Origin of the sequence: Dysgonomonas sp. UBA7630 (assembly GCF_002483985.1) — a bacterium.
In the GTDB taxonomy this organism is placed as follows: domain Bacteria; phylum Bacteroidota; class Bacteroidia; order Bacteroidales; family Dysgonomonadaceae; genus Dysgonomonas.
Genome location: NZ_DLIY01000016.1, coordinates 130118 through 154864 on the forward strand (window position 1 = coordinate 130118; position 24747 = coordinate 154864).

At 38.0% G+C, this 24747-nt stretch carries 12 protein-coding genes, 1 tRNA gene and 2 pseudogenes; 7 read left to right on the top strand and 8 right to left on the bottom strand.

Annotated features, from left to right (window positions below):
- Positions 1-27: 27 nt before the first annotated feature.
- The 3 genes from B3P17_RS06685 to ruvA all read right to left on the bottom strand — a co-directional run bounded on the left by B3P17_RS06685 (position 28) and on the right by ruvA (position 9845).
- The gene (locus B3P17_RS06685) at positions 28-1599 is read right to left on the bottom strand and encodes a sensor histidine kinase (protein WP_252638951.1); all 1572 of its coding nucleotides are present in this window, start codon (positions 1597-1599) and stop codon (positions 28-30) included.
- Between the two features lie 171 nt (positions 1600-1770).
- Complete coding sequence (gene sprA, locus B3P17_RS06690; protein WP_291104597.1) at positions 1771-9231, bottom strand: cell surface protein SprA; 7461 nt, start codon at positions 9229-9231, stop codon at positions 1771-1773.
- A 32-nt stretch (positions 9232-9263) separates the two neighbouring features.
- Positions 9264-9845 carry a Holliday junction branch migration protein RuvA gene (gene ruvA / locus B3P17_RS06695; protein ID WP_006842941.1) on the bottom strand — a complete coding sequence of 194 codons (582 nt, stop codon included), beginning with the start codon at positions 9843-9845 and terminating at the stop codon, positions 9264-9266.
- A 427-nt stretch (positions 9846-10272) separates the two neighbouring features.
- Between ruvA and B3P17_RS06700 the strand changes: the two genes are divergently transcribed.
- Positions 10273-12366 carry a M3 family metallopeptidase gene (locus B3P17_RS06700; RefSeq protein WP_252638955.1) on the top strand — a complete coding sequence of 698 codons (2094 nt, stop codon included), beginning with the start codon at positions 10273-10275 and terminating at the stop codon, positions 12364-12366.
- A 227-nt stretch (positions 12367-12593) separates the two neighbouring features.
- Here the strand turns inward: B3P17_RS06700 and B3P17_RS06705 are convergent, their stop codons facing one another.
- Positions 12594-13700: a hypothetical protein gene (locus B3P17_RS06705; protein ID WP_291104604.1), complete on the bottom strand. Its 1107-nt coding sequence runs from the start codon at positions 13698-13700 to the stop codon at positions 12594-12596.
- A gap of 593 nt (positions 13701-14293) precedes the next feature.
- Positions 14294-14369: transfer RNA gene (locus tag B3P17_RS06710), tRNA-His, on the bottom strand.
- A 171-nt stretch (positions 14370-14540) separates the two neighbouring features.
- Here B3P17_RS06710 and B3P17_RS06715 point away from each other — a divergent pair.
- From B3P17_RS06715 to B3P17_RS06745, 6 genes are all read left to right on the top strand, one after another.
- The gene (locus tag B3P17_RS06715; protein ID WP_252638958.1) at positions 14541-15785 is read left to right on the top strand and encodes a dicarboxylate/amino acid:cation symporter; all 1245 of its coding nucleotides are present in this window, start codon (positions 14541-14543) and stop codon (positions 15783-15785) included.
- 261 nt (positions 15786-16046) lie between these two features.
- Positions 16047-19457, top strand: a complete 3411-nt coding sequence (gene ileS, locus B3P17_RS06720) for an isoleucine--tRNA ligase (protein WP_252638959.1) — start codon at positions 16047-16049, stop codon at positions 19455-19457.
- A 53-nt stretch (positions 19458-19510) separates the two neighbouring features.
- A complete protein-coding gene (locus B3P17_RS06725; protein WP_006842933.1) occupies positions 19511-19891 on the top strand; it encodes a TraR/DksA family transcriptional regulator in 381 nt (126 codons plus the stop codon).
- A gap of 99 nt (positions 19892-19990) precedes the next feature.
- Positions 19991-20617, top strand: a complete 627-nt coding sequence (locus tag B3P17_RS06730; RefSeq protein ID WP_252638962.1) for a lipoprotein signal peptidase — start codon at positions 19991-19993, stop codon at positions 20615-20617.
- 2 nt (positions 20618-20619) lie between these two features.
- Positions 20620-21435 (top strand): DUF4296 domain-containing protein, encoded by an 816-nt coding sequence (locus B3P17_RS06735; RefSeq protein ID WP_252638963.1) that lies wholly within the window; start codon positions 20620-20622, stop codon positions 21433-21435.
- Positions 21436-21770: 335 nt separating this feature from the next.
- Entirely contained in the window at positions 21771-22571 is an 801-nt protein-coding gene (locus B3P17_RS06745) for a glycosyltransferase family 2 protein (protein ID WP_252638966.1), read from the top strand.
- A gap of 19 nt (positions 22572-22590) precedes the next feature.
- On the opposite strand, the gene B3P17_RS06750 is transcribed toward B3P17_RS06745, so the two are convergent.
- The 3 genes and pseudogenes from B3P17_RS06750 to B3P17_RS15880 all read right to left on the bottom strand — a co-directional run.
- Entirely contained in the window at positions 22591-23346 is a 756-nt protein-coding gene (locus B3P17_RS06750; RefSeq protein WP_252638973.1) for a lipopolysaccharide kinase InaA family protein, read from the bottom strand.
- A 1-nt stretch (position 23347) separates the two neighbouring features.
- Positions 23348-24370: pseudogene (locus B3P17_RS06755) on the bottom strand (EF-Tu/IF-2/RF-3 family GTPase); the annotation flags it as partial.
- A 14-nt stretch (positions 24371-24384) separates the two neighbouring features.
- Positions 24385-24747: pseudogene (locus tag B3P17_RS15880) on the bottom strand (GTP-binding protein); the annotation flags it as partial.

Here is a 24747-nt window from a genome sequence, read left to right on the forward strand (position 1 = left end):
TACTTATTTACAGTTTATTTTGCTTAACTAACTTTTACTCTTCATTATAGGCAGGCAAATTATAAATTTGGTGCCCTTCCCCAGCTCACTCTCGGCTTTTATTGTTCCTTTATGATCCTCTATTATTTTTTTTACGTATGCAAGTCCTAGTCCAAAACCTTTGACATCATGTCTGTTACCTGTTGATACCCGATAAAACCGTTCGAATATTTTCTTTACATATTCCTTTTTTATTCCGATACCATTGTCCTCTACAGCGATGTACAATTTATTATTGCTGTTCCACGTTCGAATCATCAGTTGCAAAGGAACATCTTCTTTTCTGTACTTCACGGCGTTATCGAGCAGATTGAACAATACATTTGTAATGTGCATCTTGTCTGCTTCGATTGCAGATTCGGTAGCCTCTAAATCGATATCGAGATTTCCTCCAAATTTTTCAACTTTGATTTGGAATGTGTTTGCAACCCCTACCACAATGTCATTGGCATCCAGTTCCTTGAGTTTTAGTGTAGCTCTTTGTTTTTCGAATAGCGACATCTGAAGAACTTTTTCTACCTGAAAACTCAATCGTTCCGTTTCGTCGTTTATTACCCCGGATATATGTTTAAATACCTCGGGTGATTTTGTAATAGCCCCGTCTTTTAACATCTGGGCGGCTAAAGATATAGTCGATACCGGTGTTTTCAATTCGTGGGTCATATTGTTCATAAAGTCATTCTTCATTTCCGATAAACGCTTTTGTCGGAATGTGATATATATTATTATTATAAATGTAACCAACAAGATAAAAGTAAATATTATGGCTGGATACAAGAATGATACCTCGCTTGATAGATAGTGCCCTTTATCGGGAAAGTAAACTTTCAGATAGGTAACTTTATTGGGCGGATCATTCGGAAATAGTACTTGTTGATATGCATATTTTTTGTCTCTATCCAGAAAACGTGGTTGCCTATAAACCGGCTTATCATTTTTATCTACAACTTCGTACTGGAAAAGTAACTCTATATTATTGTTTTTTAATTCATTCTTTATCTTAGTCTCCAGATCTTTAAAGTTTATCCTTTCTTCTATAGGCACATCACTTGCCGATTTGAAAATCCTGTTCAAGACATCATTCATGATATCTTTTTCATATAGGTATCTCTTTATCTGCTCTTCCTGTAGGTCGAAGAATGTTTTTGAGATCGCATTTGTGCCGCTTTTAGGCGACTGGAATACCTGTTTAGGCGGTGTTGTTTGTACCGTAGTCACATTGTGTTCCATATAAATGACTGTACCGTCGGGCGCGGTCATCTTTGTTCTTTGCTGCTGTGTAACAGTTTCTTCCTGTGGCTGATTTCTTAATGCCATAGAGCGATTGTAAGCCGCTGCATCCTTCTTCTGTGTTTCAATGAACGCTTCATCCAGATATTTTTTTGTTTGATCGAGTTCCAAATTTCTTGAAATTTGAGCCAAACTACGGTTTACCGCTTCATTAAACTGATCGCTCCTCAATCTTATTGATTCGCGTAAATAGGTTATTTGTAAATACAACAGACCAAAGAATGCTACAGCCATTATTGCTGCGAGTATCCAAATTGTCGATTTTTTCATTTTCTCTTAATATCCTCAGTCTTCTCTAGTCAATTAAATAATGCGATAATTATCAAACATTAACCTTTTGCACTGAACAACTATTTAACAATTGAGAGTAAGATATTGTTTAACATTTGAGGAAATAAACTTATATGATTTTTTTTTCTTATGCAAACTTATCAATATTTTTTATTGTACAAGTGTAAATTTTAAACTTATTCCAAAATTACTATTTGTTGTTGGATAAGAAGATGCTGAAATCAACGGTTTATTTAAAATCCTGTCATAGAATGCCCTTAGGGTGAGCGCACGGCTCAAAGTATAGTCGGCTGATATCTTTAATGTAAAAACTGTAACCCCACTGGTGGCTTGGGTAAAATATTCTTCTATTTTTCTCAACAAGGCTTCTGATGATTTGTAAGATACCTCTGTTTTTATATTCAGGTCGTTGTTGAAATTCTTCGGTGTTCTGGATGTTAATCCTATTACCCTATTAAATTCATTGATACGGTAACCGAATCCCAATACAAATTCTTTTTCGAGATATTCGATGATCTGATAAGACGACATGTTCAGCGTAAGTGTACGCCCACTATTGTACTGAGCGTTGATATTCATGTTGTTGTTGAGTATTCCTTCGGCTCCGATCAATGGTCTGAACAATTCCGTAATACCTACTGATGATATATTGTATGGCGATGATGGGATAGGGTTACCTCCGAGTACATCACGTATATACCCCAAGTCATCACCTCCGCCTATGGCTTGTTGCCAGCCGGAGAAAGAGCTGTAACTTCCTACCTGATAAAAGCAGCTATAGGAATGACTCAGCCTCAACGATCTGAACTTAGATTTAATAAGAGGTATATTGCTTAAGCCATCGTAGGTTATGTTCCAGTTCGGCAGGATAGACCATATAGATGGGAATGCCGACATGGAGATGTTGTTTACATCGCGCCCTGTATAGGCTGCTATAAAAGCAGGAATAAGTACGTCTCCCGAGTTTGCATTTACTGTTGCGGCATTTCCACTTGCCAAGCCATCGGGTAAGGTTACATTGTTGTACTGTTTTTGTAGCCTGTTTTTAATTATTTCCTTATAAGCTAAGAATTTGTCGAATGTATCGGATTGATAGTCATTTTTTGAGTTGCTGCCTCTAAGTGTTGTTTTTAAAGCAATAGTAGTCATAGAGAAGTTTCCGCCCAGTGTGCGTGGCATCCCTTTCGACATATATTGGATTTCAGTTCTCTTATTATTTTCGTAATTGGCATTAAGCTCTATTTTGAGATTCTTGATAGGTTCTATCTGAGCTCTTAGTTCCAACTTTTCGGCACTGTTATATACAGCAGGCGAGATATTCATAGTATCCATCACCAACCAATCTCTACTCAACGATTTGTTGATGAATTTTTCTCCACCTTCGAGACCGAATGCAAACCCCAGACCCGGAACAAGTCCGTACTCATTTGTGTCTTTCTGCCCAAACATGTCTCCAATGGTTGGAATAAATCCTGAAAGATGTGTTTCTCTTCGTTTCGAGTAATTAATATTCAGGGTGCGTAATGACATTAAGCCTCTAGCCGAATAATCTAAGATATCAGTCAGAAGCTGTGAGCTATTCGGATCATTGATCTTACTCTCGACGTTGATCAGGATATTTGCAGAGTCTTTATTCGTTATTAATATTGTATTTGTATCTGTCTTTTTGAATTTTACAGAATACGGTTTACCGTCTAGCTTTGCTGATACCTGTATATTTTTCGTATTCAGTCCGTGCCTTAGAGTATATGTTGTATCCTTTCGCAATGTAATATCCTGAGTAAAGCGCCTTCTTTCAGGCTGTCTCTTTTCTTGCTGTCTTTGAGTTGGAGACTGTCTTCTTCTCGAATCGAATCGATCGTTTACTTTTTTGAGAAATCCCCATTTATTGTATAGAGAAACCATGTCGATGCGATTGGTAAAGTCTAGGGTTACATTATTGCTTATGGTATTTCCTACCTCTATTCCTTCTACTTGTGCTCCTCGATCCCACTGATAGCCACTTGTGTAGCTGGCATTGGATGTGAGCCAGTCGGTAGCCGGAATGTTCTTGAATGGCAATTGATAAGTTACTCTGGCTATCTGGCGATAGGATAGGGGGCTGCCTAAGTTTCTGATACTGTGCATAACCGAATCTTTCCATATTTCGTAATGCTCTCGATTCAGTTTCTTATTTACCTGTAAGTATGGTTCTTCTATTTCGGCTCTGGTTCCCGATTGGAATGAGAATTTCAGATTTTTTGTAAAATCCCAATTGATATTAAAATCTCTGTCCCACAAGAAAGACTGACTCCACGACAAGAACTCATTATTATTACTTCCGCCCAATGAGTAACTTTCTATGTCACGTAAAAGCGTCTCGCTATAATAACGGGTAATCCTTGAGTTAAGGGCAATGTTGCTTGGCAGGTAGTTGAACCCGAGCGATTTGGCATACTTAGCCGCGCCGGATTTACTTTTTGTATTTTTGAAAGGCTCCCACGTTTTTACTATCGGGCTATAATTATATCCAAAAGTCAGGTTGTAATTTTTAGTAACATCGTAGACTGTACTTGGATTTTTAATTTCAGTCTGATTAAATGAATATCCGATATTGAAATTTGCCGGGTCGTAAGGCATCGGCGTCTTACTTTGTATATTCACTTTTATATTATTGAGGCTTATACTCTTTGTGGTAGACTTTTCTTGAGCAAGACTTTTTATCGAGTCTTTTTCTGCTTTAGTTTCTACCAAGCTGAATGATTCTTTCAGCGTTACATCCTGATCGAATGGGTCGTATTTAGGCGTTGTCGTCTGATTGGAATATGAATAATACAGCGGCAAACTAACCTTTGCCTTTTCAGGTAAAAACCTTCCCAAATCTATGTTTGCGGCTATGCTGTATGTATGATAGTCGTCTTGTCGTCTTTCCATCAGGCTTTGATCCAGAGCTCCGAATCCGGCTGTCTCCTTCCGTCCCGAAACGCTGATGTTTCCCAGGTCCGAAAGAGCAACATTCAGGCTACCCTGAGCCGCCCATCCTCCTTCTTCGTCGAAATCGGTCAGGCGAAGCTCGTTAATCCATACCTCACCCGATTTTGTTAGTCTGGAGTTGTTTCGGACACCGATCATGATTACGTAAACATCCGATAAAGACGGATTGCCCATTACACTTACTTTATTGTTTGGCTTATCAGGATCATACTCATGGTATAGGGTTGTATAAGATACTGTTGAGCCCGACTTTCTTTTTTCTCTGTTTCTGTTCAGTTTTATATTTTTCAGTAACTCGAGAGGGAAATCAAACATATTATCTTTAGGCCATACCACAGCCCTGTCTCCGTTTCCATAATTACCTTCGGGTGTTATTGTTAAAGGTATTTCATATTCATAGTAATTGTTCTTGTAGTCAGAACCTAAACGCATAAATACAGATATGTCTCCATTTGCCAACTCAGTTCTATTTATAAGATTTTCGGCATGTGTAAATAATTGTATACGCTTATAGCGTCTCAGGTCGTAAGATGTATTCTTGTATATGGCTCGTGCATCTTCCGGATCGAGATTTGTCACGCGCATCGATAGCGATTGTTCATTTTCTTTGGTCAATTGCGTTTGGTCAGGATCTAATGATCTGCTTAGCCCCGGAGGTAATACATAATTTACAGGTTTTCTTTCAGAGTTTTCTTCGATATTTACTGTCGAAATATCAATAGACCCATTTCCCATCTTAGCTCCACTTGTTAAGTCCTGATCGTAAACACGCCAATCACCTCTTACAAGCTGTAAGGTTCCGAATCGCAGCACTGTTTGTTGTTCAAAATCAGTCAGGAACATTCTCATGAAACGGATGCTCTTGAAGTCGTTAATATTTCCAATTCGTTTTCCTTGGCGAATTGGAATTTTGAACTGATACCATCTTACCTTTTCTTCTTTTCCGTTTCGGAGCGGGACAGTAACCTCTCGTTCGTCTACAATATAGTTGCGACCGACATTCATGCTATCCGGCTTCAGTGATACCCGATATTGGTAATACGATTCATTTTCATTCAGCGTGTAATCCTGATCTATATCTTCTACATCGGGAACTCCACGTGCTGCGGTAGAATACCTTTCGCCACTCTGATCTGTCGGTTTCGAATTTCCTTCCGTACCGTTATAGTATTTGTAGCGGTCGAGTATCCCTTTTCGGTCGCGGTCGTAGTCTGAGCCACGATAGAAATGGTATAAGTCTCTCGAAGGAGTATTGAGTGGAGAGAAAGGATCGTTTACCATTTCATCAAGCGTGCTTTGAGGTAGCTTAGTCTTCAGATTGTCTAAGAAATCCTTATATACGCCGTATGTTTTTTCTTCCTCTTGATTCAATCCATTTAGCCCGACATCCTGTTTTTCGCGGGCAATAGCTCCCAAATTATCATCGAATGCATATACGGTAGATTGGCGCGTAGGTACTTTTCCCCACACAGTTTTTGTATATGCTGTAGGATCATCATTGACAGGTAGTCCGTTTTCGTAAAACTTTTTCCCATCTTTCAAAACATCTTCTGATATTTCTCCCAGATTGAAATAAAGGTCTCCTCCTTTGTGCGAACTTGAAAAATCTTTTACAAATGGATCCATTAGCCAGAATTCAATGTATTCGATATTTGATGCTTCGAAGTCACGCACATCCATTTTACGTGTAATGCCCGCCCAGCGATCTCGTGGATTTAATAATTTCCCATCCGAATCTATTTTTTCTCCATCCAGATTGTAAGGCCCCCTTTCGTTAGGGTAGTACGATAAGTTTAATGTTGGTATTGTTGCCGATTCTGTTTGTCTGATATCTCGGTTCGGATATATTTCGGTGATACCAATTTCCCTTACATAGTGATCTGATAAAGAGTCACTATTTATATAACTTGGTGTAAGTGACGACCCTTTGCGTGTAAATAGCGGATCGATAGTAAACCAAGATAACATGGCTCTGTTTTTTGCATATTGGATACTATCCGAAGGTTTATTCCCTGATATAGTAGGAGGATAAACATATTTAGGTAGTTCCTTCGGTGTTGACGCAAGATTCCATGCATAAGGGCTTTTGAGTTCGATGCGTGATTGCGACGACTCAAAATCATCGAGATAAGAGAATCCACCCGTATCTTTATTTTGGTAATGTCCCGGTATCATGTGCGCAAACTCACCCATAAAACTAATTTGAGAAGGTTGTGTTGCATTCACAAACGGTATCTTGTCAATCAGGTTGGTGAGCCACATCGACTCGGTTTTATATGACGTATTCAATCCCCATAAGGTATTATTGACAGATTCTTCGCCAATAACTGTTTTAGTGGTAAGGGGTTTTTCGTATAGATGCATAATTGTACCGCCGATGTTGAAATTCTTTGAGATATCGTAGCTCAGATTCAGCCCCATCATTGTTTTTCGCTGCATACCTAACGATCGTTCCTCTAACGAAGCCTGTATATTGGCATCGGAATCTATCAGGTTCTGATTTATGATAGTGACTATACCTGATGTGTAGTCAACTATATAGTCTGTTCCTTCGGTGAGGAGCATACCATTGGCTGTAAGTTTAACTGATCCTTGTGGTATGTTTGTCGACATCAGGTCAATTTCAGCTTTACTGTTCGATGATCCTCTGAATGAACCGTATATCTTGAATTTGTTTTTTTCTGCGATTTGTCTGGCTACGGTCAATGTCGAGTCATATAATTGCGGGTAAACATACTTTTCTGCAATAATAGGACTGCCTATTTTATTCGCCAGATGCTTTCCGAACGGTTCAACCACAGGGAATATAATGCGTCCGTTCTGAGACTGGACGGTATATCCTTCAAGATAGTCGAAAATACCATCGCCTTTTGTTCCGTCTTTTTGGGTAACTTCTTTATTCTGAGAGTTCAATCTGTCTAGGTTCATCACCTTTATCAGAAGTTGATTTTTAATGTTTCCCTCAGGCAGATAGTTTATGTATGTACCTAAAGTGTCTGACTGATAGGCTATGTTTAATCTAAAACGGTCTTGTTGTATATTGCTTGCACCAAGGGAATAAATGTTTTTCATCATCAAATCCCATGTATATGAGCGTGGAGACAGAGAGATGGGCTTTAATAATTTTACAAACAAAGCACCTGATTTGGGGTTGCTTGACTCATAATTGGCAGATATATCCGTTGATAGTTCTCCTACTTGATATGTAGTTCCATTTACTGTATACTGGTAAGCTACTGCAAGTACTTCGTCGGCTTGTAATGCAGAGTTTAGAGATAAGTACCCTAGTTGTGCGTTGTATGTATATTCCGAAGAACTAAGCATTCGCGCACTTTCTATTTTCTCATAGTCGAGTCCGCTTTCTATATAGCCATTAAACTCGCTGGTTACTTGAGAAATATCCCTAGCCCTGGTGTGTGCTGTGGTCATCGTACCATATAGGTTATTAGCGGCATTATATGGTGTCTTTACAGAGCCTGTCCCTATCCATTTTGGATTTTTAATATTGTCACGCTCTGCAATATCGGCAAAGGCAACAATATTTCTAGACTGCATAAAGTCGCTTCTCCTATTCGTAACCCACACTTCTATTTTAGTGATTGATACAGGTGAGTTGATATAAGGGATTCTACTCATTGCATTATCGTAACTATCACGGAAATAGTATCCCAAGAAGAAGTGTCTGTTTTCGTCGTATTGATCAGCCTTAAAAGAGAATTCGGTTGTTTGTATTCCTCCCTTTGTATTTACTGTCTGCGACTGAGACTCCTGTTGAGAGATAACTGTATTTATCCGTAGTTTTCCGAACTGAAGTTCTGCGTTGATCCCGAATAAGGCTGTTCCTCCGTTGATGAGCGAGTTTGTTGTACTCATGCTTACGTTTCCGGCCTCTATCTTCTTTATTATTTCGTCCTCCTTTCCATCGTACCCCAATTTCAGCTTTTTAGAGTCGAAATCAAATAAGGCCTTGGTGTCATAATTCATGCCGAAGTTGATTTTATCACCAACTGAGGCTGTTACGTTCATCTGAATATCTTCTTTGAACTGAAAGGTAGTGTGACTTCTGTTGCGTTCCGAGAGGGTAGGGTTGTCTGTACTACTTCGCTTAAAGCCCATTGTAGTTTCAACGTATCCTTGTGTTCTCACCTTTACTCCACCGGGTCCAAAAAGCCGCTCGGCCGGACCTAAGTTTAGTTTTATGTCTTTCAGCGAAAACTCATCTTTTTCGTCCTTCTTGTCGTATGCTTCTGCATTTTTAGATCTGAAATATCTACTCATGGATTGCTTGAGGGTGTAATCCATATATTCGTCAGAACTTAAAGAAAAAGGAGTGGATATTTCTTGGTCTCCGATTTTTGTACGGAAAATATACAGTCCGCTGGCCGGGTCATATTCTACAGACTTCTTTAGGTTGTCGGGATCTTTGAGGTCTGCCGGAGGATTAGCGTTGAGGTCTTTATAAGTTTCTATCTGAGTTTTCTTTACCGGAAAGAGAGGTACAGTATCATTTGTTTCTAGCAAAGAGCTTTCTTTTTGGGCAATATCGATTTCCTTTTTTCCGTAAATACCGGAAAATAAACTGATCGAGCTTACTAAAAGCGTGATAAAAAACAAATATTTTGTAAGTTTCTTCTTCAATCCGACAAGGTAAATATAAATAGAGTGAATGATCAGAGCATTTTTAGTGCCGTCTTTATTACTTGCTCAACAGTGCTGTCCGGTTTGTCCTTCAATATTTTGGATACTGCTTTCTGCGAAGCCTGCTGTGGAAAGCCTAACATTACCAGTGCTGCGATAGCTTCTTCTCCGGCCTGACTTGTTTTTGCAAACATCTCTACAGACTCAATTCCACTGACCTTGATTTTATCTTTCAGGTCAACAATTACACGTTGGGCGGTCTTAGTGCCTATGCCCTTCACGGTTTTTAGTATATCCGAATTGCCAGAGGCTATTACGTTTGTTAATTCCTGCACAGTCATCGACGATAGAATCATACGACCCGTGCTTGCTCCTATGCCCGAAACGCTTATCAATAAGATGAATAGCTCACGTTCTTGTTTTTCGGAGAAACCATATAGCTGGTAGGCGTCTTCTCTTATTGCCTCATATATGTATAATTTGGCACTCTTTTGTCCTGATATACTGGTATATGTATTTAAGCTTATGTTTATAAAATAACCTATACCATGTGTTTCGAGTGTAGCGGAAGTAGGGGTCAGTTCAGCGATATCCCCTTTTATATAATCTATCATAATCGGTTCGTAAATTTTACTAATTTATAACGTGTAAATATTAAAAAAAGTATATTTCAAGACGATTTAGAGGTTGTTTAACTTTTGTCTTATATAGTATACGCATAATAAATTAAGGATATTTGCTATCAAATCCAAATTCTTATATCACGCCTCTTTGCGTATGCCATTAAATAATAATCTAAAAATGAAAAATCAAATACTCTATCTTTCTTGTTCGTGTTTGCCATTCAGGCTTCTTATTTAATGGGCAAAGGTAAGATTTTTGTGTTACTTTTTGTACCTTTGTATGTTTCCATTGAATTATTTAATTTAAAACTATAACGATAAATAGAGTCCTAAATCAAGCAAATCATTTATATATCGGTAAAATTGATAATGGAAGTTAAATAAAGAGATAATTGATAACCTCAAATATTTGAATTATATGAAAAAAAAGTGTTTTTTCGTTTTATTATTAACAATAGCTATGACTACAATTCAAGCTCAAAACCCGTTTTTTTCGGCGTATAAAACGCCTTACGATACACCGCCGTTCAATAAAATCAAGAACGAGCATTACGAACCTGCTATAGAAAAAGGAATAGCAGAGCATCAGGCTGAAATAAACAAGATAGTAATGATCAGGGCGGTTCCTACCTTTGAGAATACAATCGTTCCTTTGGAAGAGTCCGGAAAGTTGCTAAGTAGAGTAACATCTGTGTTCTTTAACCTACTCAGCTCAGAGAGCAATGATGAGATGATGGAAATAGCACAGCGTATTCAACCAAAACTTTCGGAACATTCCAATTCAATAACATTGAATGAAGGTTTGTTTCAAAAAGTGAAGGCTGTTTATGATAAACGTCTGGAATCGAACCTTACACCCGAGCAAATCCGTTTGGTAGAAAAAACATACCGTGGCTTTGAAAATAGCGGGGCAACACTTGTAGGAAAAGATAGAGATACATACAAAGAACTTTCTACAAAGTTGAGCCAATTGACTTTAGATTTTGGACAGAATGCTTTGAAAGAAAGTAATAAATTTGAGATGCTTCTCACAGATGAGGCTGATTTGGCAGGATTGCCTCAGATGGTGAAAGATGCTGCGGCAGCCAAAGCAAAGGCTAAAGGAAAAGAGGGATATATCTTCGATCTTTCTGCGCCTAGCTATATCGCATTTATGAAATATTCTACTCGCCGTGACCTTCGTCAGAAACTGTATATGGCATATAATACAAAATGCGTAGCAGGTGGAGAGTTCGACAATCAGGAGAATGTGAAAGAAATAGCTAAAACCAGAATGCAAATAGCGAATCTTTTGGGTTATCCGGATTATGCTACTTATACATTACGTAACAAGATGGCAAAAGATAAGGAGCATGTTTACGGTTTGTTAGACGACCTGTTTAGTGCTTATGCGCAGGCGGCTCGTGAAGATGTGAAGATGGTAGAAGGCTTTGCAGTAGGGATGGAAGGAAAAGCAATTGACCTGCAACCTTGGGACTGGTCTTTCTATTCAGAAAAACTTAAAGATGCCAAATATAGTGTAAGCGATGAATTGGTGCGTCCTTACTTTGAATTGGAAAATGTAAAGAAAGGTGTTTTTGGTCTGGCAACAGATCTATATGGAATCACATTTAAAAAGAATACTAAAATACAGGTTTATCATCCCGAAGTAGAAGCTTTTGATGTGTTAGACGAGAATGGTAATTTTTTGGCTGTTCTGTATACAGACTTTCATCCACGTGAAGGAAAACGTCAAGGAGCATGGATGTCTGAGTTTAAGGGACAGTATGTAGAAAAAGGAAAAGACTCTCGTCCGTTTGTTACTATTGTGATGAACTTTACACGTCCAACAGAGACTGAACCGGCTTTACTTACTTTCGACGAGGTAGAAACATTCCTTCATGAGTTTGGACATGCTTTGCATGGTATGTTAACCAAATGTACTTACGAAACACTTTCAGGTACAAATGTTTTACATGATTTTGTAGAGCTGCCTTCTCAGATAATGGAAAACTGGTTAACAGAAAAAGAATATCTAGATAAGTTTGCCGTTCATTACAAAACAGGAGAAAAAATACCTGCTGATCTTGTCAAGAAACTTGTAGATGCCGCCAATTATAATGCAGGATATCTATGCTATCGTCAATTATCATTCGGATACCTTGATATGGCATGGCATACATTAGAGCAACCATATACAGGTGATGTGATCTCATTTGAGCGTAAGGCAATGGACAAAACAGCCTTGTTGCCAGTAGTAGAAGGCACTAATATGTCTACATCATTCAGCCATATATTTGCCGGAGGATATGCTGCCGGATATTATGGTTATAAATGGGCGGAGGTATTGGATGCAGATGCTTTTGCATTGTTCAAACAAACAGGTATTTTCAACAAAGATACAGCTCGTTCGTTCCGTGAAAACATTCTAGAGAAAGGGAATACCGAAGAACCAATGACTTTGTATGTTAAATTCAGAGGGCAAGAACCTACTGTAAATGCATTGCTGGAAAGAAATGGTATAAAGAAATAAAGCCAGAGAGAAATATTACAAAAAGAGTCGTCGGGGTTTTCCGATGACTCTTTTTTTTATGGAAGGGTTGAATCTTATTGCATCAATAAAAAAGGAGTTGTCATTGAAAAGGACAACTCCAATTATAGACTTAATGTATTACAAACTTTCTGAGTTTTTTATTTTAACCTTAATGTGTTAATCGATATGCTTTATTCTATACTTTACTGTTTAATAGTGTTTTATGTTTAAAGCTTCCAGTAAATAAGGCTGGTGCGTATAGCACTATTTGAACTTAATCCCTGTCTTAATGTCCAGTTCGATAAATCGGGTCTAAGCATGCTGATAATAACCTTATCTCCTGCATCAAATGTTCCTCCTAATGTTACGCTATAACTATAGTCTTGTTGGTTAGTTGGTAGCCCTAAAACTACTACGTCAATTTCAGCAGCATCCATAAGTGTAGATTTGTCATTCTTTTGAAGATATATATAGAATGGTAAACGGTTCTGGGAGGTTGTTCCAATTCGTCCGTAAAGTCGCAGGGAGAATGCATAGCTTCCCGATTCCGTTATTGTTATATCTCCGAATGGAAGTTGATTTGCCTGAGAATGATCGCCACTTACACTATTATAAGTTGTGCTGATAGTAATATCACTGGTTAAGTTTTTTAGGTTTATACCGATCATACCGTCACCGATTTTTATACTACTACAGCTCTGACCCAAAAAATCGATAGAAGGTATAATTGTTGCTGTTGGTGATGATACTGTCGGTGTCCCAAATATTCGGTACATAACTTCTCCTCCTCCGTAGGCGAGTTTGCCCCCAATTCGTTCCATCGACAGGCCGTTACCTATTGATGCCGCAACAGTTCCTGAGTATGATCCTCCATTTCCTCCTAAATAAGGTACTTTTAGTATTCCTTCAAAAGGAACATTTGCCGTGTAGGTATTAGGCGTCATTTGAGAACCACTACATATTAGTGATGTAATTTGAGGTTGTATTACAGGGCTGTCGTCTATTTTTCTCCATTCTGTACCGGTCCATGTGTGTACGCCACTTACGAAATCGCCGGTGTTTGTTACATTGAATACTGTCATTCCGACATGCGTTCTCTTTAAATCCGCTTTGTTGCTTGTGTATTCAGCCACCTCTGAATTTGTAGAAGTATTCCAATACATCGGGTATAGCTCATTTTTATTTGTAAGTAGAACACGAGGGAGAACTACACCTTTGTCTGATGTTTGGTTTTCACTTTTGGGGGTGAATTCCTTGATGTCTAAAACGGAACCTCCCTCCGGTGATACATTCGAACCTATTGTTACTTGTGCCGTAGCATTACTTGCGATCATAAAGCAAGCAAAGGTCATGCATAGGTAAGCGAAACTTTTGGTTTTCCTTGTTTTTGTCTTTTCCTTTAATCCGTTAAGGTGAATTAAAAAGTAATTAAGTAAATTGTTTGTTGTCATAAATGTAAAAGTTAATTGTTTGTGTATTTAAGTCTGAAATTCCTGACATTTCATTATGATATGTTTGTGTGTATGGTATGCCCAAAATGCTTTGTGCAAACAAATTACAAAATAGATAAAAGAGTAATATTTTATTATCTATTAGTATTAAAGACTATAATTTGATTTTCTCTGGGTATTAATTTTGTAAAATTTCCTTATATCGAACGGTTTAATTTTTGTTTTATAAAGTTTGTTATGTTAAATGAGTTCGTGTCAAAGTTTGTTTGCAAATGTAATGTTTATTTTTTATAAATACAATATTCAAATTTAATAAAAGAATATTGATTGTTGTTGAATAAGTCTTCGATCTTTTTTGGAAAGGGATTTTGTTATTGTATTGAATGAGAGTCAATCACGGATTAAAGAGGAAGTATTCCAAGTTTGGATATATATAATAAAAAAAAGAAACTGTTTATTTAACAGTTTCTTTTCTAGGGTGGAAGACGGGGCTCGAACCCGCGACCTTCGGAACCACAATCCGACGCTCTAACCAACTGAGCTACAACCACCGTTTTGCAATTGCGGTGCAAATATATGCATTTTTCTTGTATTAGCAAGGGGTATGATGAAAAATCTTAATCTTTTTTATTTAGACTCTTCGCTTATAAAATCTATGTTCTTTTAATACAGATATTTCGAAATGAAAGTGTATTTTTGTCGACTTATATAAGAGTTTGATTAATGAATGTTTTGAAGAACTACGCATTTACGATCTTTTTGCTTCTCGGTATTCTGATTGGTGGTATTTGCGGTATTATTTTTGGAGAAGGGGCTAGCGTTGTAAAGCCTGTGGGGGATATTTTTCTCAATTTGATGTTTGTGCTCATCGTGCCGCTTGTTTTCTTTAGTGTAGCGTCATCTATTTACAACATGCGCGACTCTAACATGGTCGGTAAAGTGATAGGAAGCATTGTTTTTGTATTTCTTTTTACCGGGGTTGTGGCTGCTGCGGTATCCTATCTTTTTACGCTCTTGTATAATCCTCTAGGTGGAGTTAATCAGTCGGAATTCTTATTAGGGCTGCCCCAACAAACTGTAAAACAATTGACTTCTGCCGAAATATTTGTGAATATTTTTACTGTTTCCGATTTTCAGCAGCTATTTACAAAAGCGAATCTGCTGCCTCTTATTATATTCTCTATCTTCTTTGGCTTGGCTACCTCTTTTTCGGGTACGAAAGGAAAAATAGTGGCAGACTTTTTAAATGCTTCCACTCATGTAATTATGAAAATGATGGATATAATAATGAAAGCGGCTCCTATCGGACTAGGCTGTTACTTTGCCGATACGGTTGGGAATCTGGGTGGACAGATACTGAATGGGTATATGCATGTTTTCATTCTTTTCCTTATCCTTACAGGAATTAGCTTTTTCGGGCTCAACTCTATATATGTGTTTTGGGCGGGAGGTAAAAAAGGCTTTGTTTCATTTTGGCAGAATATATTGACTCCATTACTTACGGCGATTGCCACATCTTCCAGCGCAGCGTGTATTCCTGTCAATATAGAAGCTTCTAAGCGAATGGGTATTCCTTCGCGTATTGCCGAAACAGTGATTCCGTTAGGTACAAATATGCACAAGGATGGTTCTATCATAGGCGGTGTTTTGAAGATCATATTTCTATTTACTATTTTCGGGCAAGAGATAACATCTTCTTCCAATATGTTTATGATTATAGGTGTTGCCGTACTATCTGCTGCGGTTGTAGGTGCTATCCCAAGCGGAGGCATGACGGGCGAATTGTTGATTTGTTCTATCTTTGGATTTTCACCACAGTTTGCAGCCACATTGATGATTATAAGTACTATAATCGATGTTCCGGCTACACTGCTCAACTCTACGGGTAATGTGGTTTGTGCAATGATGGTAACCCGTTTGGCGGAGGGAAAGGATTGGGTAAAGAGACAGTTTATCGATGCATCATAAATTTATCTCTTAATAAAGTATAGGGTTTTTACATCCGAAATAAAAAGTGACATCAAAAAACAGATACGAATCTGTTACTTTTGTTACTTTTTTTGTTTTTATTCTTTGGCATGAGTTTTGTATTTATTTGCAATCAGTCGTGATCATTGTGAATTATCTTTTTTTACCTTATTATATTAACTAACGTAAAATCGTACACTATACCGTATAGATTTTTTCATTATATTTGTCCTCAATTTTTTAAGCAGGTTATTTTACATTATGAGTAAACAATTTTCAGAATATAATCGATTTAACTTATCTGATGTCAATAAAGAGATATTAGAAAAATGGGATAAAGAAGGCATATTCCAAAAGAGCTTGGAAATACGCACCGGAGCGCCATCATTTGTTTTCTATGAAGGACCTCCGTCGGCTAATGGTATGCCCGGTATTCACCATGTTATGGCTAGATCGGTTAAGGATATTTTCTGTCGTTACAAGACTATGAAAGGTTTTCTTGTAAACCGTAAGGCTGGATGGGATACTCATGGCTTGCCTGTGGAGCTTGCTGTAGAAAAGAAACTGGGTATAACCAAAGAAGATATCGGCAAGAAAATAACAGTAGAAGAGTATAACGACGCCTGTCGTAAAGAGGTAATGAAATATACCGGGGAATGGGAAAACCTTACCCGTATAATGGGATATTGGGTGGATATGAACGACCCATATATCACATACGACAATCGTTATATAGAAACACTTTGGTTCTTACTGAAAGAACTATATAACAAAGGCTATCTTTATAAAGGTTATACAATACAACCATATTCGCCCGCTGCCGGAACAGGACTTAGTACACACGAATTGAATATGCCGGGTGCATATCGTGATGTGAAAGATACAACCTGTGTTGCGCAGTTTAAGATAAAGTCTCCGAAACCTGAAATGTCTGAGTTTGGAGAGGCTTTCTTTTTAGCTTGGACTACAACCCCTTGGACTCTTCCGTCCAATACGGCTTTAGCTGTAGGGCCCGAGATAACCTATGTAGCGGTACAATCTTACAATCCGTATACAGGAAATAAGATAACTACCGTAATGGCACAGTCTCTTGTGTTCAGTATGTTCAACGAGAAAGCCAAAGACATAGCTCTTGATGATTATAAGGTAGGAGATAAGCTTATACCTTATAAGATTGTAGGAGAATGGAAGGGTAAAGACTTGGCAGGAATGGAATATGAACAACTTATCCCATGGGTTAATCCGGGAGAAGGTGCATTTAAAGTTCTTGCAGGAGACTTCGTAACCACAGAAGATGGTACAGGGATTGTACATATAGCTCCTACATTTGGTGCGGATGATGCCCGTGTAGCAAAAGCAAATAATGTACCTGCATTACTTCTGTTGGACAAAGACGAGAATCAACGTCCGATGGTAGATCTCACCGGGAAGTATTTCAACTTAGAGGATTTAGATCCTAGCTTTGTTAGTGATAATGTAAATGTTGAGTTATATAAGGAATATGCCGGTCGTTATGTGAAAAACGAATACGACGATACGCTTCCTGCTGATGCAACAACTTTAGATATCGATCTTTGCGTGATGTTGAAACAACAAAATCGCGCATTCAAAATAGAACGTCATGTACACAACTATCCGCACTGTTGGCGTACCGACAAACCAGTGCTGTATTATCCGCTCGATAGCTGGTTTATACGTACCACTGCTTGTCGCGAACGTTTGATAGAACTCAATAAGACAATAAACTGGAAGCCGGAATCGACAGGTACAGGCCGTTTTGGAAAATGGCTCGAAAACCTGCAGGACTGGAATCTCAGCCGTAGCCGCTATTGGGGAACGCCTCTTCCTATATGGAGAACAGAGGATGGAAAAGAAGAAAAATGCATCGGTTCGATGAAAGAGCTTTATGCCGAAATGCAAAAAGCCGTAGATGCCGGTGTGATGAAAGAAATACCTTGGACAGGTTTCGAAGTAGGGAATCTGGATAAGGCAAACTATGAGAAAATAGATCTTCACCGTCCGTATGTTGATGATATAATACTTGTATCCGATTCGGGACAACCAATGACACGTGAGAAAGATTTGATCGATGTTTGGTTTGATTCGGGGGCAATGCCTTTTGCTCAGGTATTTTATCCGAATATCAGCGAAGATGAGTTCTCAAAAGTATACCCGGCTGATTTTATAGCTGAGGGTGTAGATCAGACCCGTGGATGGTTCTTTACTCTACATGCTATATCTACAATGTTCAAGGACAGCATATCGTTTAAAAATGTTGTTTCCAACGGACTTGTATTGGATAAGAACGGACAAAAGATGTCGAAACGCTTAGGCAATGCTATCGATCCTTTTGAGACAATAGATAAATATGGCTCAGACCCTTTGCGCTGGTATATGATAACCAATGCATCGCCGTGGGATAACCTTAAGTTTGACATTGAGGGAGTAGAAGAGGTGCGCCGTAAATTTTTCGGAACACTTTATAATACTTATTCATTCTTTGCTCTGTATGCAAACGTGGATAACTTCTCCTTTAAGGAAGACTTGATACCTGTTTCGGAAAGACCGGAGATCGATCGTTGGGTAATATCGTTACTCAATACCCTAGTCAAGGATGTGGATGAGTATTATAATACATACGAACCAACAAAGGCCGGACGTGCCATCTCTGATTTCGTAAATGATAATCTCAGCAACTGGTATGTGCGCCTCAACAGAAAACGTTTCTGGGGAGGAGAAATGACAAAAGATAAATTATCTGCATATCAGACCTTATATACATGTTTGGAGACAATAGCCAAACTTATGGCTCCGATATCTCCATTCTATGCCGATAAACTTTTCTGTGATTTGATTGTTGTAACAGAGCATGAAAAAGTAGCGTCGGTGCACCTTTCGGATTTCCCTACTTATGATGCATCAGTAGTAGATAAGAATCTGGAAGAACGTATGCAGATAGCACAAGATATATCTTCCGCTGTTTTAGCTTTGCGCCGTAAGACCAATATCAAGGTACGTCAGCCATTGACGCAAATCATGATACCTGTGTTGAATGATCAGCAAGGAAAAGATTTGGATGCTGTGCGCGAACTGATATTGAATGAAGTAAACGTCAAAGAACTTAAGCATGTAGATAATGCTGCGGGTATCTTGGTGAAGAAAGTAAAACCCGATTTCAAAAAACTTGGGCCTCGTTATGGTAAGATCATGAAACAGCTTGCCGCAGAAGTGCAGGGAATGAGTCAGGAAGCTATCGCTACATTCGAAAAAGAAGAAAAATATACATTCGATATTGATGGACAAGCAGCTACTATAGAATTGGCTGACGTTGAAATCATATCTGAAGATATACCGGGATGGTTGGTTGCTAATGCAGGAAAACTGACTGTTGCACTTGATGTGACAATAACAGACGATCTGAGAAAAGAAGGTATAGCCCGCGAGCTGGTAAACCGTATACAAAATATACGTAAATCCAGTGGACTGGAAATAACTGACAGAATAAATATAAAATTGACAGACTTGGAGCAGATAAGAGAGACTGTCTCGGAATATAATAATTACATAGCGTCACAGGTACTTGCTGACAAAATAGAACTGTTGGAGTCTGTAGATGGGCAAAATATTGATATGGATGATTATATTTTACAGATATCTGTTGAAAAAGTCTGAAAATGTATTATCTTTAAGTAAAATAAGAAACAGGAATTATAAAACTAACGGTTATGGCAGAAAAAACAAGATATTCTGATGAGGAATTAAATGAATTCCGCGATATTATTCTTGAGAAGCTAAATAAAGCTAAAGGAGAATATGAAGAGTTGAGAGCGGCTATAACAAATGCCGATGGGAATGATGTTACTGACACTTCACCGACATTCAAAGTCCTGGAAGAAGGTGCATCTACATTGTCGAAAGAAGAAGCCGGCCGTTTGGCTCAACGCCAGATGAAATTTATCCAAAATCTTCAATCGGCTCTTATTCGTATCGAAAATAAGACATACGGTGTTTGTCGCGAAACAGGTAAATTGATACCGAAAGAAAGGTTGCGTGCTGTTCCTCATGCTACATTAAGTATTGAGGCTAAGAACAGCGGAGTAAAATAAGTAGTAATTAAATAAAAAAAGCATAGAAGAAAGGAAGAAAAAGCAAGGGGGAATTATGCCTGTTTTTTCTTCGCTTTCTTTACAGGAATCAGCTGATATATGGAGAAAAAGAATCAAGGACTGATAGCAATCCTAGTAATAGTACTCGTTCTTGTAATAGATCAAGCATCTAAAATCTGGGTGAAGACCCACATGTCTCTCTTTGAGAGTCTTGAAATAACAAGCTGGTTCAAGATATATTTTGTAGAAAACAACGGAATGGCTTTTGGGATGGAATTCATCGGTAAGATGTTTCTTTCTATATTCCGCATCGTAGCTATCGGTTTTATTGGCTATTATTTATACAAGCTGATTAATGGCGAATACAAAACAGGATATATTATCTGTATATCGCTTATATTAGCCGGAGCATTTGGTAATATCATAGACAGTGTGTTCTACGGCGAAATATTTTCAGCTAGCTACTCAGGTCATGTCGCATCCTTTGTTTCTTTGGGAGACGGATATTCGAGCTGGCTGCATGGCAAAGTTGTAGACATGTTGTACTTCCCTTTGATTGAAAGCACTTTCCCTTCATGGGTGCCTGTATGGGGCGGACAACCATTTGTTTTCTTCAGTGCCATATTCAATATCGCTGATTCAGCTATTACTGTTGGTATTTTCATCCTTCTTCTTTTCTATCGTAAGACTCTTGCATTATCTTTAGAAAAAAACGGCAAAGCATAATTATGCAACGATCTGTTATTTATATCATTATTTCTATCCTTATTCTGTTTAGCTCTTGCGGAAGAAGACCGGGATATGTAATCTCTCCCGATAAGATGACAGATGTCTTATATGATATAAGGCTAGCTCAATCTATTTTCAATGACGATCCTCAATTCAGGTCTGATGACATGAAAGATGCGTTAGTGGCCGGAGTGCTTAAAAAGCATAATATAACTCAAGCCGAACTAGATACATCTCTTTTGTGGTACTCGGATAATATACAATATTATGCAGCAATAAATGATACTGTAGCCGCACGTCTCAAGTTTAGAAATGAATCGCTTCTAAATTCAAGATCTGCGATGCTAAGTAGGGGATCACGCAGTAATTTGATAATACCTACATTTTACTATCTGAATAGTTATACTCCAACTCTTTCTTTCAATATAGATACATTGAAGATGAAGAGTATAAAGAATATCTCCGATTTTCACCTAGAATTTGATATACAAGGATTGAGTGCTAAGCAAAAAGCTGAGGCTGCAATTTATTTCAATTATAAGGACACCTTAGTTAAAACACGGATTCCTATCCAAAGTAATAGTCATTATTCAATAAGTAAACCTTCGTTGCCTGATAGCTTACTGAACAGCATATCAGGATATATACACCTTAAAAATAATACAAGTAGTGGATCAAATGTCTTGATACATAATATAAGCTATATAGATTCAGTAGCTGTTACAAGACATAAAGACGGTCTTTCTAAAAGGCAACCGAACCGATCAACAGATAATATCCGTAAGGAAAGTATAGGTCGTCCGGAACCTAATTAAAAACTCGAAATTCCTATACCATCAAAGTATTGAAATGAAACGCTATTATTCGCATTATACCTTTATATATCCGAATATATATCTGAAAAATTATATTATAGAGGTAAATGATAAAGGGCAGATAACTAATGCTTTCCCATTTAGTCGTGAGATTGAGAAAACGGAATTTTATTCGGGATTGCTACTCTTCCATCCGGAGGGTATAGAGGTAAATTTACGGGATCGATTTAAAAGTGATTTANNCCAACAAAACGTTCGTATTTTCCTGCGAGAAATATAATATAACAAATATAGAAGACTTAACATCTTATATCTATTAACTTCAAATAGTATTCATGAATAATAACGACTTTTCTATCACACTTATCATATCAACATATAATTGGCCTGAAGCTCTTAAGGTTTCATTGCTTAGTGTTACCAATCAGACATATTTACCAATAGAGGTAATCGTAGCGGATGATGGTTCAAGAGATGATACAAGAGAACTAATAGAAGAGATGCAAAAGTCTTTCCCATGCAAACTTATCCACGTATGGCATGAAGACAATGGTTTCAGGTTGTCTGAGATAAGAAATAAAGCTATAATGAAAGCTTCGGGTGATTATATTATTCAAATAGATGGGGATATCATTTTAGAAAAACATTTTGTCGAAGATCATTACTATTTTGCTCAAAAAGGTTACTTCACATCAGGAAGTAGAGTGAAGTTATCGCCAAAATCTAGTGCGGAAATCTTAAGGAATGGCACGGTGGATATTCCTTTTTCATGGTCATCATTCTTTCAACCAAATAGATTAAGGTCAAAGTTCTTGCAAAACTATTTTCGGTTCAGATACAAAGCCGATCATCCTTACTTCGTTCGTGGTTGCAATGCCGCTTTCTGGAAAGAAGATTTGCTAAAGGTAAATGGATATAACGAAGATATTATAGGTTGGGGATACGAAGATACTGAAATAGCTGCACGCCTTACTTTTGCCGGAATAAAAAGACAATTCTTAAAGATGGGTGCTGTAGAATATCATATTGATCATCCTGTGAATAGTAGAGATAAAGCCAATCAAAATCACAAAACCTTCTTGGAAACTATTAATAGCGAAGGAACCTATTGTAAAAATGGGTTAGATAAATATTAATAGATGCTTCAATAACTATTTAGTAGTTAGTTTTATATGGTGATGATCCCGGGTGCTTTTTTGTGAAATTATCCCAAAATCTTTTTCTGTAGTATAACGTTCGTTTAAGACAATCTTCTACATCAAAGTTTCTGCTTTGGGCATATTCTTTAATAAATAAGAAAATCATATCATCGCTTCCCCATAATCGTCTAAAGTTAAAACAAGCTGTATCCATGCTGATGGGTTTATCAAACTCCATTCTATTAAGGTCTACCAGATAAAAGATATAATCGTCTCCTTCCTTTTTATATAAGACATTCCCTGAAGAGTAGTCTAAATGAAGTATTTGCTGTTCATGCAGGCCGGCTGTATATCTCGCAAACTGCTTTATCAGCTCTTCCTTTTCTGATAGGAGCGATGTTTTTAGTTCACGCATTGTGCCATCAAAAGGCTCATGCTTTGATATATAGAAGCTGTTTTTAAGCAACCCGAATTTAGTCTCTTTTATATACGCTATCGGGTCGGGGGTGTGAAGTCCTTTCTCCTTTAGCTTAAAGGCATATTCGTATGATCGTCGAGCTTTAGACTTTCTAAATGTCCTGTATACTATCTGATTGATAAAAATAGGCTTTTTAAAGAACTTTACATTTACTTTAAACCCATCTACATCAAATAGTTTTATAATATTCCGAGCGGCATATAGTGTTTCACCTTCATAAGCAAAAGAGGCAGGAAGATTTTCTACAAAACCTTCCAGATATTTATATTCGGGATTAATAACAATATCTACCATCTTAAAACTCAGAAGTGAAATGGAATTTTATATCCTTGAAATCTTGTTGAGCCATCATCAATACATAGTTAGAGTCTGCAAGGAATACATCTCGTCCTTCTTTATCCACTGCCATATATTGAGCCTTACGCTTTTTAAAGTCAGCTAGTTGTTCCTTGTTGTCACTTTCTATCCAACAAGCTTTATACAAGTTGATTGCTTCCCATCTACACTGAGCACCATATTCATGTAATAGACGATATTGGATTACTTCAAATTGCAGCTGACCAACTGTCCCAATAATTTTGCGTCCGTTAAACTGGTTTGTAAACAACTGGGCAACTCCTTCGTCCATCAATTGGTCTATTCCCTTCTGAAGCTGTTTCGACTTCATCGGGTCAGCATTTTCGATATACTTAAACATTTCAGGAGAGAAGCTAGGTAAACCTTTGAAATGCAAGTCTTCTCCCGATGTGAGTGTATCACCGATCTTAAAGTTTCCGGTATCAGGCAAACCGACAATGTCGCCTGCATAAGCCTCATCTACGGTCTCTTTCTTTTGGGCCATGAAGGCAGTAGGAGAGGAAAACTTCATCGAACGGTTCAATCGCATATGTTTATAGTTTACATTCCGTTCAAACTTTCCCGAGCATATCTTAACAAAGGCAATACATGAGCGGTGATTTGGGTCCATATTGGCATGTATCTTAAATATGAATCCTGTAAAAGCCTGTTCGTCAGGTTTTACTTCACGCTCAATTGCTTCTACCGGCCGTGGAGATGGTGCTATCTTTACAAAGCAATCCAACAGTTCTTTTACTCCGAAATTGTTGAGAGCCGACCCAAAGAATACAGGTGCAATTTGTCCTTTGAGGTATGTATCCATATCCAGTTCGGAATATACTCCGTCAATCAACTCGATGTCATCTCTCAGCTTTGCAGCCAAAGGTACACCAATGTATGTCTCCAGCTCTGGGCTGTTTATATCTTTAAATCCTATCGACTCTGTAACAGTTTGTTTACTTGGAGTGTATAGGTCTAATTTTTCCTGGTATTNNGGCAGACTTCCATCAGCTTGCGTGTTTGTGCTTCAACTCCTTTCGCAGAATCGACAACAATGATCACACTGTCGACTGCAGTCAGGGTACGATAAGTGTCTTCGGCAAAATCCTGGTGACCGGGAGTATCGAGTATGTTGATCTTATAACCATCGTATTCGAATCCCATAACGGAGGTGGCAACAGAAATACCACGTTGCTTTTCTATCTCCATCCAGTCCGATGTAGCAGTTTTCTTTATCTTATTTGATTTTACTGCTCCGGCAACATGTATTGCTCCTCCAAATAGTAATAACTTTTCTGTAAGGGTTGTTTTACCCGCATCGGGGTGACTTATAATAGCAAAAGTGCGTCTTTTTTGTAT